Origin of the sequence: Streptomyces sp. NPDC005722 (assembly GCF_040630935.1) — a bacterium.
GTDB lineage: Bacteria > Actinomycetota > Actinomycetes > Streptomycetales > Streptomycetaceae > Actinacidiphila.
On the sequence record NZ_JBEXYN010000050.1, the window covers coordinates 1 to 14592 of the forward strand.

At 74.0% G+C, this 14592-nt stretch carries 16 protein-coding genes and 1 pseudogene; 11 read left to right on the forward strand and 6 right to left on the reverse strand.

Annotation, left to right across the window (positions count from 1 at the left end; genetic code table 11):
* Window positions 1-816, forward strand: a pseudogene (locus ABZ479_RS35430) (hypothetical protein); the annotation flags it as partial.
* 276 nt (window positions 817-1092) lie between these two features.
* On the opposite strand, the gene ABZ479_RS35435 reads toward ABZ479_RS35430, so the two are convergent.
* Window positions 1093-2331, reverse strand: coding sequence for a DUF4032 domain-containing protein (locus ABZ479_RS35435; RefSeq protein ID WP_500465385.1), 1239 nt, complete (start codon window positions 2329-2331; stop codon window positions 1093-1095).
* A 66-nt stretch (window positions 2332-2397) separates the two neighbouring features.
* Between ABZ479_RS35435 and ABZ479_RS35440 the strand changes: the two genes are divergently transcribed.
* Window positions 2398-3777: an FAD-dependent oxidoreductase gene (locus ABZ479_RS35440; protein ID WP_500465386.1), complete on the forward strand. Its 1380-nt coding sequence runs from the start codon at window positions 2398-2400 to the stop codon at window positions 3775-3777.
* 16 nt (window positions 3778-3793) lie between these two features.
* On the opposite strand, the gene ABZ479_RS35445 is transcribed toward ABZ479_RS35440, so the two are convergent.
* Window positions 3794-4810, reverse strand: coding sequence for a hypothetical protein (locus ABZ479_RS35445; RefSeq protein WP_500465387.1), 1017 nt, complete (start codon window positions 4808-4810; stop codon window positions 3794-3796).
* A gap of 160 nt (window positions 4811-4970) precedes the next feature.
* Here ABZ479_RS35445 and ABZ479_RS35450 point away from each other — a divergent pair, with 160 nt between their 5' ends.
* Entirely contained in the window at window positions 4971-5342 is a 372-nt protein-coding gene (locus ABZ479_RS35450) for a hypothetical protein (protein WP_500465388.1), read from the forward strand.
* Window positions 5343-5350: 8 nt separating this feature from the next.
* Window positions 5351-5671 carry a hypothetical protein gene (locus tag ABZ479_RS35455; protein ID WP_500465389.1) on the forward strand — a complete coding sequence of 107 codons (321 nt, stop codon included), beginning with the start codon at window positions 5351-5353 and terminating at the stop codon, window positions 5669-5671.
* Window positions 5672-5710: 39 nt separating this feature from the next.
* Here ABZ479_RS35455 and ABZ479_RS35460 read toward each other — a convergent pair whose 3' ends face one another.
* Complete coding sequence (locus ABZ479_RS35460) at window positions 5711-6031, reverse strand: hypothetical protein (RefSeq protein WP_500465390.1); 321 nt, start codon at window positions 6029-6031, stop codon at window positions 5711-5713.
* Window positions 6032-6211: 180 nt separating this feature from the next.
* The gene (locus tag ABZ479_RS35465) at window positions 6212-6868 is read right to left on the reverse strand and encodes a class I SAM-dependent methyltransferase (protein ID WP_500465391.1); all 657 of its coding nucleotides are present in this window, start codon (window positions 6866-6868) and stop codon (window positions 6212-6214) included.
* Between the two features lie 6 nt (window positions 6869-6874).
* Here ABZ479_RS35465 and ABZ479_RS35470 point away from each other — a divergent pair, with 6 nt between their 5' ends.
* From ABZ479_RS35470 to ABZ479_RS35500, 7 genes are all read left to right on the forward strand, one after another.
* A complete protein-coding gene (locus ABZ479_RS35470; protein ID WP_500465392.1) occupies window positions 6875-7210 on the forward strand; it encodes a YnfA family protein in 336 nt (111 codons plus the stop codon).
* A gap of 134 nt (window positions 7211-7344) precedes the next feature.
* Window positions 7345-8115 (forward strand): MHYT domain-containing protein, encoded by a 771-nt coding sequence (locus tag ABZ479_RS35475; RefSeq protein ID WP_499603140.1) that lies wholly within the window; start codon window positions 7345-7347, stop codon window positions 8113-8115.
* A 59-nt stretch (window positions 8116-8174) separates the two neighbouring features.
* Window positions 8175-10712 (forward strand): sensor histidine kinase, encoded by a 2538-nt coding sequence (locus ABZ479_RS35480; RefSeq protein ID WP_500465393.1) that lies wholly within the window; start codon window positions 8175-8177, stop codon window positions 10710-10712.
* On the forward strand, window positions 10709-11131 hold the full coding sequence (locus tag ABZ479_RS35485; protein ID WP_499603138.1) for a roadblock/LC7 domain-containing protein: 423 nt from the start codon (window positions 10709-10711) through the stop codon (window positions 11129-11131). Before ABZ479_RS35480 ends, ABZ479_RS35485 begins: the two co-directional genes overlap by 4 nt.
* A gap of 14 nt (window positions 11132-11145) precedes the next feature.
* Window positions 11146-11541, forward strand: a complete 396-nt coding sequence (locus ABZ479_RS35490) for a DUF742 domain-containing protein (protein WP_499603137.1) — start codon at window positions 11146-11148, stop codon at window positions 11539-11541.
* Complete coding sequence (locus ABZ479_RS35495) at window positions 11522-12112, forward strand: GTP-binding protein (RefSeq protein ID WP_500465394.1); 591 nt, start codon at window positions 11522-11524, stop codon at window positions 12110-12112. The genes ABZ479_RS35490 and ABZ479_RS35495 overlap by 20 nt, the downstream gene beginning before the upstream one ends.
* Before the next feature lie 148 nt (window positions 12113-12260).
* Window positions 12261-12926, forward strand: a complete 666-nt coding sequence (locus ABZ479_RS35500) for a hypothetical protein (RefSeq protein WP_499603136.1) — start codon at window positions 12261-12263, stop codon at window positions 12924-12926.
* Window positions 12927-12953: 27 nt separating this feature from the next.
* Here the strand turns inward: ABZ479_RS35500 and ABZ479_RS35505 are convergent, their stop codons facing one another.
* Window positions 12954-13382 (reverse strand): PPOX class F420-dependent oxidoreductase, encoded by a 429-nt coding sequence (locus tag ABZ479_RS35505; RefSeq protein ID WP_500465395.1) that lies wholly within the window; start codon window positions 13380-13382, stop codon window positions 12954-12956.
* Window positions 13383-13416: 34 nt separating this feature from the next.
* Window positions 13417-14436 (reverse strand): alpha/beta fold hydrolase, encoded by a 1020-nt coding sequence (locus ABZ479_RS35510; protein ID WP_500465396.1) that lies wholly within the window; start codon window positions 14434-14436, stop codon window positions 13417-13419.
* Window positions 14437-14592: the final 156 nt, after the last annotated feature.

Here is a 14592-nt window from a genome sequence, read left to right on the forward strand (position 1 = left end):
ATCGACGTCGCCCGGGGCCTGAAGACCGCCGCCGTGCTCGAAGGGCCGCTGCCCGCCAAGCGGGTCGGCCTGGTCGACATGAGCACCGGAAAGGTCGCCCGCTGGATCGACCTCGGCCGTGCGGCGGGCGGTGTGGCCTGGTCCCCGCAGGGCGACAAGCTCGCCGTCACCACGTACGTGGCCAAGAAGACGGTTGAGGAGAACTGGCATTCATCAGATGCCGCAGGTTCGGATATCCCGTTCTATTGGACGTTGCGCGGGAGGTTCTGGGGCATCGAACGCACCGGCTACTACGTCGTCGACCTGGCGGGCGGGACGTCGGCGTGGCGCAGCTACCCGGTGTCGAAGGGGGCGCACGAGGCGCCGTTCGCGGCCCGGATCGAGGACGCCGAGTGGACGCGTGACGGCAGCCTGATCATGTTGAGGGACGCAGAGAAGAGACGGATCATCACGTTCTACGATGCCCAGGGACGGCAGCGTCCCGGACCTGCGGGCGAGTCCCCGATGCTCTTCGGGCCCGGCCTGTCGCCGGACGGACGGCTGACCGGCGATCCCGTGATGCCCCTTCGGCCCACGAAGGTTCTCGACGCCAGAACCGGCAAGACCGCCGGCACCCAGAGGACGGACGAACTGCTCGCCTGGGCGGACAACCATCGTGTCCTCGCCTGGGAGACGTACGGCAAGGGCTGCGCCGAGAGCCAGTTCTGTCAGCGCCTGGTCGTGGTCGACATCGACGGCAAGCACCTGAAGCCGCTGACCACCTCCCGGACGCCGCGGCCCGGCCAGGCATGGGAGCCGGTGTTCACCCGCCGTTGACTGCTCCGGCCATGCGCAGGGCGCCGAGGGCCATGACCTTGCCGCCCTGCGCATGGCTCGATGCCGAAGAGCGGTATGGCCGGCCGGGGCCGGGCGAGCACCGGGCGAAGGCGGTCGAGTGCCGCGCGCCGTTGTCGGCATGGGCGCTTCGGGACCGTGGGGCGTGTCGACCGGTTCACTGTCCTGACACTGCGCCGCGACGATAGCCGCGGCGGCCACGGCCCTCCCGGCGTCCACGGAGTGGTCCGTGGCGCCCACGGTGCGGGTGAGCACTGCCTAGTCCGGCGGCAGGGGAACGGCCGGCCCCTGCGGCGACGCGAGGAGCACGTTGTGGATGTAGTCCTCGACCGCCGCGTCCAGGCCCACGTCGCCCTGGGCCCGCTCCGACATGAGCCAGCGGTGCTCCAGCAGCTCGTGGTAGATCTGCGCGGTGTCCAGCGAGCCGCGCAGCTCGCGCGGCACGGCGCGGACCGTCGGGCGGAAGACGTCGCGCACCCACCGGTGGGCCAGCACCTCCGGGCGGGCGCCGAGCGGGTCGCCCGGGGCGTAGTCCTCCTGGCCCGCCATCCACGTCTCGAGGTCGTTGAGGAGGCTGCGGGCCTGGTTCTCCTCGGCGTCCAGGCCGGTGAGGCGGAGCAACTGGCGCTGGTGGTGCCCGGCGTCCACGACCTTGGGCAGGAAGGTGACGTCGTCCCCGTCGGGCGACTTCTGGATCTGCATCTCCGCCACGTCGAAGCCGAGCTCGTTGAGCCGCCGGATGCGCCGGTCGATGTAGTGCCGCTTCGCCACCGGGTACACCGACTCGCGGGTGAGCTCGTGCCACAGCTCCTCGTAGCGGTCCGCGATGGCCTGCCCGAAGGTGACCGGGTCCACCGACGGGTGCAGCGATCCGCCCGCCTCCAGGTCCATCAGCTCGCCCGCGATGTTCACCCGGGCCACCTCGATGTCGTACTCCCGCTGGCCGCGCGAGAGGGTGGGCTGGATCTGCCCCGTCTCCGCGTCCACCAGGTAGGCGGCGTAGGCGCCCGCGTCACGGCGGAAGAGGGTGTTCGACAGCGAGCAGTCGCCCCAGGCGAAGCCCGCCAGGTGCAGCCGGACCAGCAGCACCGCGAGCGCGTCGAGGAGCCGGTTGACCGTGCCCGGGCGCATCGTCGTCTCGAACATCGAGCGGTACGGCTGCGAGCCGCCCAGGTGGCGGGTGATCAGCACCGGCTCCAGGGGCTCGCCGCGGTCGTCGGTGCGGCCGGTGACGACGGCGAGGGCGTCGACCGCGGGTATGCCCATGCGGTCCAGGTCGCGGAGCAGACCGTACTCGCGGACGGCCGCCCACTCGCCGACCTCCTTGACCGCCACGACCTCGTCGCCGGCCAGGGCGAAGCGGACGACGTGCCGCGAGATGCCGCGCGGCAGCGCCACCAGGTGCTCCTCGGGCCACTCCTCCAGCGGCACGTCCCACGGCAGGTCGAGGAGGGTCGCCGGATGGTCCGGGGAGGTCGCGGTGATCTGCAGGTCCATGCCGCCCAGTCTGCGGCAACGGGTTGACCGGGCGGGACACCGGGGGCGGCGCATACGCTGCGGGACATGAGGGAACGGCTGGTGGTCATCGGTGGGGACGCCGCGGGGATGTCGGCGGCGTCGCAGGCGCGCAGGAGGAAGGGGCCGGACGAACTGGAGGTGATCGCCTTCGAACGCGGGCGGCGCACCTCCTACTCGGCCTGCGGTATCCCGTACTGGATCGCGGGCGACGCCGCAGGACCGGAGAAGCTGATCGCCCGCACCCCCGAGAAGCACCGCTCGCACGACATCGACGTCCGGCTCGGCACCGAGGTCGTCGAGATCGACCGGGACCGCGGGCGGGTGCGCACCCGTGACGTCCTCGGGGCCGAGGAGTGGACGGGGTACGACCAGCTCGTCATCGCCACCGGTGCCGTGCCCAAGCGCCCCCCGATCCCCGGCATCGACGCGGACGGCGTGTACGGGGTGCAGATCCTCGACGACGGCGAGGACATCATCGACGCCCTCGCCGAGAGGTCCCCGCGGAACGCCGTCGTGGTCGGCGGCGGCTACATCGGCGTGGAGATGGCCGAGGCCATGCTGCGGCACGGGCTGCAGGTCACCCTCGTGGAAGCCGCCGAGCAGCCCATGGCGACCCTCGACCCGGACATGGGCCGGCTCGTGCGGGAGGCCATGGAGGGGCTCGGCATCACCGTCGTCACCGGAGCGCCGGTGCGCGAGGTGCTCACCGGGACGGACGGACGGGTCCGCGCCGTCGCCACCGACGGGGGCGAGTACCCCGCGGACGTCGTCGTGCTCGGCCTCGGTGTCGCGCCCAGCACCGGCCTCGCCCGCGACGCGGGGCTGCCGCTCGGCGCGTACGGCGGGCTGCTCACCGACCGCGCGATGCGCGTGCGCGGCGAGGAGGCGATCTGGGCGGGCGGCGACTGCGTGGAGGTCCTCAACCTGGTCTCCGGCGCCTTGCAGCACATCCCGCTGGGCACCCACGCCAACAAGCAGGGCCGGGTCATCGGCACCAACATCGGCGGCGGTTACGCCACCTTCCCCGGCGTCGTGGGCACCGCCGTCAGCAAGGTCTGCGACCTGGAGATCGCCCGCACGGGACTGAAGGAGTCGCAGGCGCGTGCCGCCGGGCTGCAGTACGTCACCGCGGTCATCGAGTCGACCAGCAGGGCCGGCTACTACCCCGGCGCCGCCCCGATGACGGTCAAGGCCATCGCCGAGCGGCTCACCGGGCGGCTGCTCGGGCTGCAGATCGTCGGTCGCGAGGGCGCGGGCAAGCGGGTGGACATCGGCGCGGTGGCGCTCACCGCGGGCATGACGGCCGAGCAGATGACCGCGCTGGACCTGGGCTACGCCCCGCCGTTCTCGCCGGTGTGGGACCCGGTCCTGATCGCCGCGCGCAAGGTCGACGGCAAGGTCCGGGCGGACGGCCAGGGTGCCTGACGGCACGCGTGCGCGCTCAGGAGGGGCGTACGGCCAGCTTCTCCAGGGACTCCAGCAGGCCGGGGAGCTCCGGCCCCCGGCCGACCGGCAGCACCTCGCCGGGCTCCTCGTCGAGCAGCACGAAGGCGATGTCGTCCGTACGGGCCACCAGGCTCCAGTCCTCGCCGTCCACGCGCAGGGTGCGGACGCCCTCGCCGGCGGCGGTCGAGCGTATGCGGCCGGGGGGCGGGGGCGTCCGCAGGTACTCCTGGGCGGCCTCCAGTGCGCGGCGGACCCCGGGGTGGAGGCCGCCGGGCTCGGGGGCACCGGGCTCGGCGGGCGCGGGTTCGGCGGCCTTGGGCCCGGTGCCGGCGGGCCCGGTGCCGGCGGGCCCGGTGCCGGCGGGCCTCTTGCCGGAGCCCTCGGCGGAGTCCTTCCCGGACGGCTCAGGGGACCGCTCCCCGGAGTCCTTGCCGGCCTGCGCGGTCGTACCCGGCGCATCGGAACCGACGGTGCCGCCGGTGTCCTTCGCCTCGCCGTCCTCGTCCGAGACGTCCGAGGTGTCCGACTCGTCCCCCGCGTCGAGCTGTTCCCGCCAGACCCGCCAGCGGAGCGCTATCTCGTCGGCGCCGAGGCGACGCTGTGCCGGGCCCCACGTCGTGGTGTCCGGCGGCGAGAGCGGCGGGCCGCTCTCCTCCTCCGGCGGATCATGGGGGTCGGGGACGCCAGGCGCCGCCACCGCGACCGGCAGCGGCCACCCGGGCAGCGCGGCGACGACGGAGTGTGCGTCGGGGGAGAGGTCGTACTCCAGCCCGCAGTCCCACGCGGCGAGGGCGCACGCCACCATCGCCGTGTCGCTGATCGCCACCGTCCACCGGGCGCCCGCCCCGTCCTGGCCGAAGACGAGGCCGTAGCCGTCGTCCACCGGCTGCAGCCCGAGTTCGGCGCAGGCCGCCGGATAGTCGTCGGCCAGGACGCCCGGGAACTGCGCGGGCGTCAGCATCGCCGCCGTGAGCACGAACAGCGCTTCGTCGTCCGTCGCGGACACGGGCATCCCCTCTCCGGTGTGTTCGCAGTGGTGGGCGCACCCTAACCACCGGGTAACACCCGCGTCGAGACCGGGGCCGGGCCTGTGGAAAACCGTTCGGCGGCCGGATCGCCGCCTTCTAGGCTCATGGCATGGTCAACTCCCGCCCCCACCACGGCGGCCGCCCGTGAGGAAACGGCGCCGTCGCCTCCGCTTCGACGGCCGCGAGTTCGTGTGGACGGCCCGCATCGGGCACGCCGGCCAGTCCGACGGCACCTGCCGTCGTGTGGTCCTCGTCCGCGTGACGGACGCCGCCGCCCCCGGTGGCCGTGCCCTCGTCGCCGATCTCGTGTCGGCCTCCGGGCCCGGACCGTGGGGGTACTGCGTCACCGACACCGCCCATCCCACCCCGCGGGACGTGCGCCTGCTCGTGGAGCACGCGCTCTCCGCCGGCTGGGATCCCACCGTCCGCGGAGCCCCCCTCGTGCTCACCGCGGGCGACGGCGACCCCGGACTCCCGGGGTTCCGGCTGCCCGCGGACGGGAACTCCCCTGGGTGAGAGGGGTGATGCGGATGGCCACCTGGCTCCGGAGGTTCACCGACGCGCGGCCGCCCGGGAGGTCCGCGAAGCCCCCGCCGCCCGGCGCGGAGCCGTCACGCCGCGCGTCCCGCGAGCGCAACCTCTTCGAGGCGGCGGCAGCCCATGTCGCGGCCTCCGTCGAAGGGGACGAGGAGGCGGTCGAGGCCGCTTCGGCGCGTGTCGCACCGGAGGCGCTGATGTTCGGGATCAGTGAACTCGCGCGGCGCGCAGTCGTGGTGCTCGCCCAGGAGCGCGGCGTCCCGCCGCGCGTGGTCGCCCGGTCGCTGCTCGGGCTCCCCGAGGTCTGAGGCGCCCGCCGCCCGGGTGCCGGGGCCCCGGCCGGGCCGTCAGCCCCGGGCCTCCACGACGGGCGTGGCCGCGGACTCCCGGGGGCCGTACCCGGGGAGGAAGAGCCGCATGGAGCAGTGGTCCTCGGCCTCCACGCCGACCTCCGTGCCCCAGTAGGCGCTCAGCCGGTGGGCGACGTCGACCAGCCGTCGCCGCTCCTCGGGCGAGTACGCCGGGAAGCGCACCCAGCCGCGGTCGGAGACGGCGCGGCCGAGGTCGTTGAAGAGCGCGGACCGTGCCCGCTGCTCCTCCTCGTCCGTCAGCGGGGTCGGGTCCCCCTCGCGGGGCACCAGCCGGACGTTGTACAGCTCTCGGGTCACGGGCGGCCTCGCACTTCTCGTCGTTCGGACGTCCGCAGGCTACCGCCGGGGCGAGGGAAGGGGGCGGTCAGCCGAGTTCCGTGCGCGCGATGGGGCGGGCGATCGGCGGCGCGACTGTCGTGACGGTCCCGCTCCCGGTCGTCGGCGCCGGTCACGAGATCGTGGTCGGCAACCCGCCGCCTACGCCGTCGCCGTCGCCATTGCGAGGAACCGCTCGTCGGTGTCGGTGTAGGAGGTCATGGTCCATCCCGAGGACTCCAGCAGGGGCCCGAGGTTGGGCTCGGCGCGCAGGTCGTCCGGGGTCAGCTCACGGCCCTGCCGGGCGGCCAGCGCCGCCCGGCCGATCGGGTGGAAGAGGGCCAGCCGGCCGCCGGGCCGGGTGACCCGGGCCAGCTCCCGCAGGCAGGACCGAGGTTCCGGCAGGTGCCCGATCAGCCCCGCGGCGAAGACGGCGTCCATGGTGGCGTCGCGCAGCGGTAGCCGGGCGCAGTCGGCCAGCAGCAGGGCGCCGTGTTCCCGGCGCCCGGCCCGTACCGCGGCGCCCAGCATCTCGGGGGTCAGGTCGGCGCCGACGACCGTCCCTGAGGCGCCCACGGCCGCGCGCAGGAAGGGCAGCGCCCTGCCGGTGCCGCATCCCGCGTCGAGCGCCGCCTGGCCGTCCCGCAGGCCCAGTTCGGCCACGCCGGCCCGGTAGGCGGGCGCGTCGTCGGGGTAGCGCGTCTCCCAGTCGGCGGCGCGGGCGGCGAAGAACGCGCGGATCTGCGCGGGGTCGGTGTGCACAGCGGTCCACCTCCGGTTCGGGGCGCGCCCCGGGGCGCACGGGACGCGGGGCATCATGGTCGCATGATCCCGTTCCGTTCCGTCGTCCTGTTCCTCCTCGCCGCGACGCTGGAGATCGGTGGCGCCTGGCTGGTCTGGCAGGGGCTGCGGGAGCACCGGGGATGGGCGTGGATCGGGGCCGGCGTCATCGCCCTGGGCCTGTACGGGTGCGTCGCCACCCTGCAGCCGGACGCCGAGTTCGGCCGCATCCTCGCCGCCTACGGCGGGGTGTTCATCGCGGGCTCGCTCGCGTGGGGGATGGTGGCGGACGGCTTCCGGCCCGACCGTTACGACGTGACGGGCGCGCTGGTGTGCCTGGTGGGCGTCGGAATCATCATGTACGCGCCGCGGAGTGGCTGAAACACGCTTCCCTTGTGCAGGTTCGTGCCGCACGCGATCGTCGGGGACCGCATCCTGAAAGCACGCTGTCAAATAAGGCAGGGTTACGACATGGCCCGAGCGTGCGACCACCCCCGCACTAGCGTCCCGGGGCCATGGGACACATCGACCACGCCGCCTTCGGCTGGCTGACCCCGCTGCTCTCGTACGCCATGGCGTGCGTCGGCGCCGCGCTGGGGCTGCGCTGCACCGTACGGGCCCTGGCCGCGACCGGCCGTTCCCGGCGCAACTGGCTGCTCACCGCCGCGAGCGCCCTCGGCACGGGCATCTGGACGATGCACTTCGTCGCCATGCTCGGCTTCCGCGTCACCGGCACCGAGATCCGCTACAACGTCCCCCTGACCGTCCTCAGCCTCGTCGTCGCCATGGTGGTGGTCGGCCTCGGAGTCTTCGCCGTCGGTTACGGCGGCGGCCGCTTCCGGGCACTCGTGGCCGGCGGCCTCACCACGGGCGTCGGCGTGGCCAGCATGCACTACCTGGGCATGGCCGCCGTCCGGCTGCACGGAGCGGTGTCCTACGAACCGTGGCTCGTGGCGCTGTCCGTCGTCATCGCCTGGGCCGCCGCGACCGCCGCCCTGTGGGCCGCGCTCACCATCCGTCGCCCCGTGGTCGTCGCCGGCGCCTCCCTGGTGATGGGCGCCGCGGTCAGCAGCATGCACTACACCGGGATGCTGGCCGTGCAGGTCCGGGTCCGGCCCTCGGCGGAGGTGCTGCCCGGTTCCGGCGCGACCGCGTTCCTCTTCCCCCTCATCGTGGGTCTCGGCTCCTACCTCTTCCTGACCTCCGCGTTCGTCGCGCTCTCCCCGACGGCGAGGGAACGCATCGCCTCCGCGACCGCCCAGCGCGTCGGCGAGGGGGCCCTGTGACGCCGCCACGGGGCCGCAGAGCGCACGCCGGGCTCCCCGCGCACGAGGAGGCCCCGGGCATGACCGACGGCACAGGGGGCGAGGGGACGCGGGGTCGGCTGAGCCTGCGGCCGCGTAGCGTACGCGCGAAGATCGTGTCCCTCCTGATGGTGCCCGTCGTCTCCCTGATGGCGCTGTGGGCCTTCGCCGCCGTCACCACGGCCCAGGACCTCTCCGGGCGGCTGCGTGCACAGCGCATTGCAGAAACGATCCGCGAGCCGGTCGCCGACACCGTGACCGCCCTGCAGGCCGAACGCCGCGCCGCCACCCGCTACCTGGCCCGTCCCACCAGCGGGGCCGCCGCCGAACTGAGCAGACGCGCCACGGCCACCGACCGGGCCGCCGCCCTGCTGCAACTGGGCGGCGGCCACACCGTCGCCGACGGCACCGGTCTGCCGGGCACCGCGGCCGTACGGGTCCGCACCTTCGTCGGCGACCTGCGGCGCCTGCGGGCACTGCGCCCCGGCATCACCCGCGGAGCGGCGGACTGGCGGCAGACGTACCGCTCCTACACCGACGCCGTCACCGACGGCTTCGCGATCGGCGGCGCCCTTGCGACGTCCCGAGGCGAGCGCACGGCCCTGGAGATCGGCCGCGCCGCGGAACAGCTGTCCCGGGAGGACGCCCTGCTCGCCGCGGCCGCCCTCACCCGCGACCTGCCCACGGACCGCTACCGCGACCTGAGCGGCGCCGTCACCGCGCGCCGCGTCCTGCTCGCCGGCTCCGTCGCCGACCTCGGCGGCGACGCGCGAACCGCCTGGGAACGGCTGACCCGCTCCACCGCGTACACGGACCTCGAGGCCATGGAGGACGCCGTCCTCGGCGCCGGCTCCGGCAAAGCGGCCGCGGCCGGGGTGACATCCGACTCCTGGGACCAGGCCGCGGCACAGGTGCTGTCCGGACTCGGCAAGGTCGCCACCTCCGCCGCGCCCGCCGACCGGACCGTCGTCCAGGGGCTGTTGAGCACCTCGGGCATCGCCGTCCTGCTCGGCCTCCTGGGCGTCGTCGCCTCCCTCTTCATCTCCGTACGGATCGGCCGCGGCCTCGTCGTCGAACTGATCGGCCTGCGCAACACCGCGCTCGAACTCGCCCGCCGCAAACTGCCGCGGGCCATGCGGCGGCTCCGCGCCGGCGAGGAGATCGACCTCGGCAAGGAGGCGCCCCTCGGCAGGCACGGCGCCGACGAGATCGGCCAGGTGGCCGAGGCGCTGGCCACCGTGCAGCGCGCCGCGCTGCGTGCCGCCGCGGAGCGTGCCGAACTCGTCAACGGGGTCTCCGGGGTCTTCGTCAACCTCGCCCGGCGCAGCCAGGTGCTGGTGCACCGTCAGCTGGCGCTGCTGGACAGCATGGAACGGCGCACCGAGGACCCGGGCGAGCTGGAGGACCTGTTCCGGCTCGACCACCTCACCACCCGCATGCGGCGGCACGCCGAGGGCCTGATCATCCTCTCCGGCTCCGCTCCGGGCCGCGCCTGGAGCAGGCCGGTGCCCCTCACCAATGTGGTGCGCGCCGCCGTTGCGGAGGTCGAGGACTACGCCCGTGTCGAGGTACGCCGGCTGCCCCTGGCGGCGGTCGTCGGTTCCGCCGTCGCCGACCTCACCCATCTGATCGCCGAACTCGTCGAGAACGCGACCCAGTTCTCCCCGCCGCACACCAAGGTGCGCGTCTACGGCGAGCAGGTCGGCAACGGCTACGCCCTGGAGATCGAGGACCGCGGCCTCGGCATGGGCAAGGAGGCGATGGCCGAGGCCAACCGGCGCATCGCGCAGACCCAGGCGCTCGACCTGTTCGACAGCGACCGGCTGGGACTGTTCGTCGTCAGCCGGCTCGCCCGGCGGCACGACGTCAAGGTGTCCCTGCGCTCCTCCCCGTACGGCGGCACCACCGCCGTCGTCCTGCTGCCCACCGCCCTGCTCGACATGAGGGCACCCGAGGCCCGCGCCCCACGGGGTGCCGGGACGGGGGGCGCGGCGTCCGGCCCGCACGGCTCCCGCCCGGGGGCCGCGGAGGTCCCGCCCCCGGCGGCCGCCTCCTCGCGCGGCGACGGCGACGGGCTGCCGCGCCCCTCCGCGCCCCGGCCCGTCCGCCGGCCGGAGCCCGCGACGGCGTTCGTACCCGCCCCCGCCCGCGGTGGCGCGCCCGCTCCCGCCGCTGTCGGCGTCCCCGGGGCCGCGCCTGCCACGGACGGCGGACTCCCGCGCCGGGTACGCCGCGCGAGCCTCGCTCCGCAGCTCCTGGAGCCCCGCGCGCCCGAACACGTCCCCGGGCGGCAGGAGACGGGGCACGACGTCCCCGAGCGGACCGCGGAGCAGGCGCGTTCGACGATGGCCGCCTTCCGCCGCGGCTGGATCCGCGGCGGCGGTGCCGGAGCCCGCGACGCCGCCGACGGCGGGCCGGGCGGCGCGCGCCCTCCGCGGCCCGCCCCGGACCACGGCGGCACCCGGCCCGGACCCGGAGGTCCCGGCCACGGGCACGGCACGGACCGAGCGGACGGGGACGGCGAGCAGGACGCCGCCCGCACCACCGACCCGGCACCCCGCGAAGGAGAGCATGGATGATCGACGCATCGAACCGGTCCGTTGAACTGGACTGGCTGCTGGACGACCTGACCGACCGGGTGGCCCACGTCCGTCACGCCGTGGTGCTGTCGGGCGACGGCCTGGCCGTGGGCTCGTCACGCGGGCTGACCCGGGAGGATGCCGAACACCTGGCGGCCGTCGCCTCGGGCTTCCACAGCCTCGCCAAGGGCGCCGGACGCCACTTCGCGGCGGGCCGGGTCCGGCAGACCCTGGTCGAACTCGACCAGGGCTTCCTCTTCGTGGCCGCCGCGGGCGAGGGGTCGTGCCTCGCGGTGTTCACCGGTGCGGACGCCGACGTCGGGCTGATCGCCTACGAGATGGCGCGCCTGGTCAAGCGCGTGGGCGAGCACCTGCACACCCCGGCGCGCCTCGGCGCCGCCGGACCGGCCGCCGGCTGACCGGCGTACGGGTGATGGACCGCGGTTACCCACGCGGGCCGGACGGCCGCTGGTACGACGACGCGGCCGGGCCCCTGGTGCGTCCGTACGCCTTGACGGGCGGCCGCACCCGGCCCGGCACCGCGGTCGCCGCTCTGGACCTGATCGCCCTGGTGCTGGCCGAACCCGGCGCCGCCGACGATCCCGCGCTCGAACCGGAGCACAACGCGCTGCTGGCGCTGTGCCGTGACGAGCCCCTGTCGGTCGCGGAGCTGGCGGCCGACACCGACCTGCCGCTGGGGGTCGTCCGCGTCCTCCTCGGCGACCTCCTGACGCTCGGCAGCGTGCGGGTGAGCACCCCCGTGGCGCCGGCGCACCTACCCGACGAGCGCATCCTGCGAGAGGTGATCGATGGACTCCGGGCACTCTGAGACGCCGGTCATGGCACTGAAGATCCTCATCGCGGGGGGCTTCGGGGTCGGCAAGACCACCATGGTGGGCGCGGTCAGCGAGATCCGGCCGCTGCGCACCGAGGAGCAGCTGACCGAGGCCGGACGGCATGTGGACGACACCCTGGGTGTCGAGCGGAAGTCCACCACCACCGTGGCGATGGACTTCGGCAGGATCACCATTCGGGCGGGGCTGTCGCTCTACCTGTTCGGCACTCCCGGCCAGGACCGCTTCTGGTTCCTGTGGGACGAACTGTCACAAGGGGCGCTCGGCGCGGTGGTGCTGGCCGACACACGTCGCCTGGAGGACTGCTTCCCGGCCGTGGACTTCTTCGAGCATCGCAAGATCCCGTTCGCCGTCGCCGTCAACCGCTTCCCCGGAGCGCTGGAGCACCGCCCCGAGGACATCGCGCGCGCCCTCGACCTGCAGGACGGCACACCGGTCGTCCTCTGCGACGCCCGGGACCGGGCCTCGGGCAAGGAGGTGCTGATCGCCCTCGTCGAGCACGCGGGGCGGATGCACGCGGCCCGCCTCCTGGAGTCGGTGCGCTGACGCCCCCTGCACGAAGCGGGGCACCCTAGCAGAACGGGACCCGCGATGAAGGAATTCACAGTGCATTGAGAGAGGGCCGAACCGGGTGCGTACAGGTGGCCAGACGGGGCGCACGGGCCCCGACGCCCCTACCGCTCAAGGAGTCCAGATGCACAAGCGGATCGGTGCCGCAGTCGCCGGAACGGCCGCTGCCCTCCTCCTCGCCACCGCCTGCGGCGGGTCGAACGGCTACAACCAGGCCAGCAGCGTGGCGCCGGCGGCCCAGCAGCAGGACGCGGTCCAGTCCGCCCAGCCGGGCACCGGGTCCTCCTCGGGCGACTACGGGTACGACAGCGAGACCTCGGCCGACCCCTCCTCGGGCACCGGTGACGGATACGCCGGCGGCACGGACGACAGCTCCGACAGCGGCACCACGGACGCGGCCTCCGACAAGAAGTGGCCCATCCTCTCCGTCGTCAACGACGCCAAGCTCGGAGACATCCTCGTCGACGCCAAGGGCCGCACCCTGTACCGCTTCGACAAGGACACCGACTGGCCGATGGTGTCCAACTGCACCGGCGAGTGCCTGAAGAAGTGGCCGGCCGCCAAGCCCGTCACCAAGGCGCAGGCCGAGGCCGCCGGCCTCAACCCCAAGCTCGTCAGCACCTACACCCGGCCGGACGGCACCAAGCAGCTGTCGTACAACTGCTGGCCCGTCTACTGGTACGTCGGCGACACCAAGCCCGGCGACACCAACGGCCACGGCGTGGGCGGCACCTGGTGGGCGATGGGCGCCAACGGCAAGAAGGCCAACGGTGGCAAGCCGATCCGCTGACGCGGGCCGGGCTTCGGCCCGAGGGGCTCAGTCCGCCACACCGGACTCGGCGAGCACCTTGTCGATCCGCATCCGCACGAGGAGTTCACCGGGCACCCCATTGCGGGCCCCGAACGCCTCGGCGGCATCCTCGCCCATGTAGCGGGCGGCGATGCGGGTGGCCCACTCCCGCAGGGGACCGGGATGCTCGCTCACCTCGGCCCGCCCCTGCAGCACCACGTACGCGAACGGCGGCCGGTCATCGTCCACGCACAGGGCGATCCGGCCGTCGCGCGTGATGTTGCGGCCCTTGACCGTGGCCTTGCCCGTGTTGAACACGACGTCGTCGCCGTCCAGCAGGAACCAGACGGGCGCCACATGAGGCGTGCCGTCCGCCCGCGTCGTCGCGAGCTTCCCCGTGCGCGTCCCGGCGGAGACGAAGGCCCGCCACTCTTCTTCGGTCATCCTGTGTCCCATGCCCCCATCCTGCCCCGGACGGCGCCCGGCGGCCTCAGGACCCGCTGGAGGGGTGCGGAGGCTCGACCTCCTGGTAGAGCGGCACGTCCACCCGCCCGTGCCGCAGCAGCCGGCGCCAGAGCACCGGGTCGTACTCCTGCGGCGTGGTGGTGGCGAGGAAGTCCTCCAGTACGTCCACGAAGCGCGCGGGTGCGTCATGGTGCGGGAAGTGCCCCGCGTCCTCGAACAGTTCCAGCCGGCTGCCCGGCATCGCCGTGTGCGCCCGCAGCGCGTGGCGCACCGGGATCACCCCGTCGTGCTCGCCCCACATGATGAGCGTCGGCAGTCCCGCCGTCAGGTAGCTGCGGTCCATCATCGTGATGACCTGGCCCCGCACGTCGACGCCCGCGCGGAGGGTCCGCAGGAAGGCCTGACGCGCCATGGAGCTGTCCAGCATGAGGTAGCGCTCCAGGATGTAGTCGAAGTCGTGCCGGCCCAGCCCGAGCCCGCCGGTGCTCCGCAGCAGCGGTGCGAGCAGCCGCAGCGTCCTGCGCACGGGCGGTGAGGTGGCCAGCGGCAGCGTCACCTCGGAACCCGGGCCCGCCGCGAGCCGCAGCAGCGGGTGCACCTCGATCCCCAGACCGCCACCGCCCACGATCACCAGGCGTTCGCACCGCTCCGGGAACTGGTAGGCGAACTGCATGGCGACGCCCGCCCCGAGCGAGTGCCCGACGACCGACACCCGGTCGACGTCCAGCACGCCCAGCAGGTCCCGCATGCCGCACGCGTAGGCCGCCACCGCGTAGTCGGCGCGAGGCTGCTCGCTGTCGCCGTGACCCAGCAGGTCGGGCGCGATGACCGTGTGCCGGTGCCCCAGGCGGGGCAGGATGTGCTCCCACGTCGCCGACGAGTCGCCGAGGCCGTGGATCAGCAGCAGCGGCGGCCCGCTGCCGCCCAGCCGGAACGCCCGCCGGTAGCCGTGGATGTCCCGGTGGACCAGAGGGACGCCCTGTGAACCGTCCTCAGCGTCCCCGGCCGGACCGTGGACCTGGCGCAGGACCTGTCCCCGTTCCATGCGTCCAGCGTGCGGCAGCGTGGTTTCCCCCGCAATGCCGCGCCGTTAGGGCGACGTGAACGCGCTTGCTGCGGCCCTGTGGAACGCGGCAGGGTACGCCGGTCCCTCGCGTGCCGCACCTGAGAGCGCCGCAGGGAAAGGGATTGTGAGATGTCA

Coding starts and splice junctions, on each gene's coding strand:
- ABZ479_RS35475 (WP_499603140.1), top strand. CDS start 7,345: ATGGGACACATCGACCACGCCGCCTTCGGCTGGCTGACCCCGCTGCTC.
- ABZ479_RS35480 (WP_500465393.1), top strand. CDS start 8,175: ATGACCGACGGCACAGGGGGCGAGGGGACGCGGGGTCGGCTGAGCCTG.
- ABZ479_RS35455 (WP_500465389.1), top strand. CDS start 5,351: ATGCGGATGGCCACCTGGCTCCGGAGGTTCACCGACGCGCGGCCGCCC.
- ABZ479_RS35440 (WP_500465386.1), top strand. CDS start 2,398: ATGAGGGAACGGCTGGTGGTCATCGGTGGGGACGCCGCGGGGATGTCG.
- ABZ479_RS35495 (WP_500465394.1), top strand. CDS start 11,522: ATGGACTCCGGGCACTCTGAGACGCCGGTCATGGCACTGAAGATCCTC.
- ABZ479_RS35510 (WP_500465396.1), bottom strand. CDS start 14,436: ATGGAACGGGGACAGGTCCTGCGCCAGGTCCACGGTCCGGCCGGGGAC.
- ABZ479_RS35465 (WP_500465391.1), bottom strand. CDS start 6,868: ATGATGCCCCGCGTCCCGTGCGCCCCGGGGCGCGCCCCGAACCGGAGG.
- ABZ479_RS35470 (WP_500465392.1), top strand. CDS start 6,875: ATGATCCCGTTCCGTTCCGTCGTCCTGTTCCTCCTCGCCGCGACGCTG.
- ABZ479_RS35445 (WP_500465387.1), bottom strand. CDS start 4,810: ATGCCCGTGTCCGCGACGGACGACGAAGCGCTGTTCGTGCTCACGGCG.
- ABZ479_RS35490 (WP_499603137.1), top strand. CDS start 11,146: ATGGACCGCGGTTACCCACGCGGGCCGGACGGCCGCTGGTACGACGAC.
- ABZ479_RS35485 (WP_499603138.1), top strand. CDS start 10,709: ATGATCGACGCATCGAACCGGTCCGTTGAACTGGACTGGCTGCTGGAC.
- ABZ479_RS35505 (WP_500465395.1), bottom strand. CDS start 13,382: ATGGGACACAGGATGACCGAAGAAGAGTGGCGGGCCTTCGTCTCCGCC.
- ABZ479_RS35435 (WP_500465385.1), bottom strand. CDS start 2,331: ATGGACCTGCAGATCACCGCGACCTCCCCGGACCATCCGGCGACCCTC.
- ABZ479_RS35500 (WP_499603136.1), top strand. CDS start 12,261: ATGCACAAGCGGATCGGTGCCGCAGTCGCCGGAACGGCCGCTGCCCTC.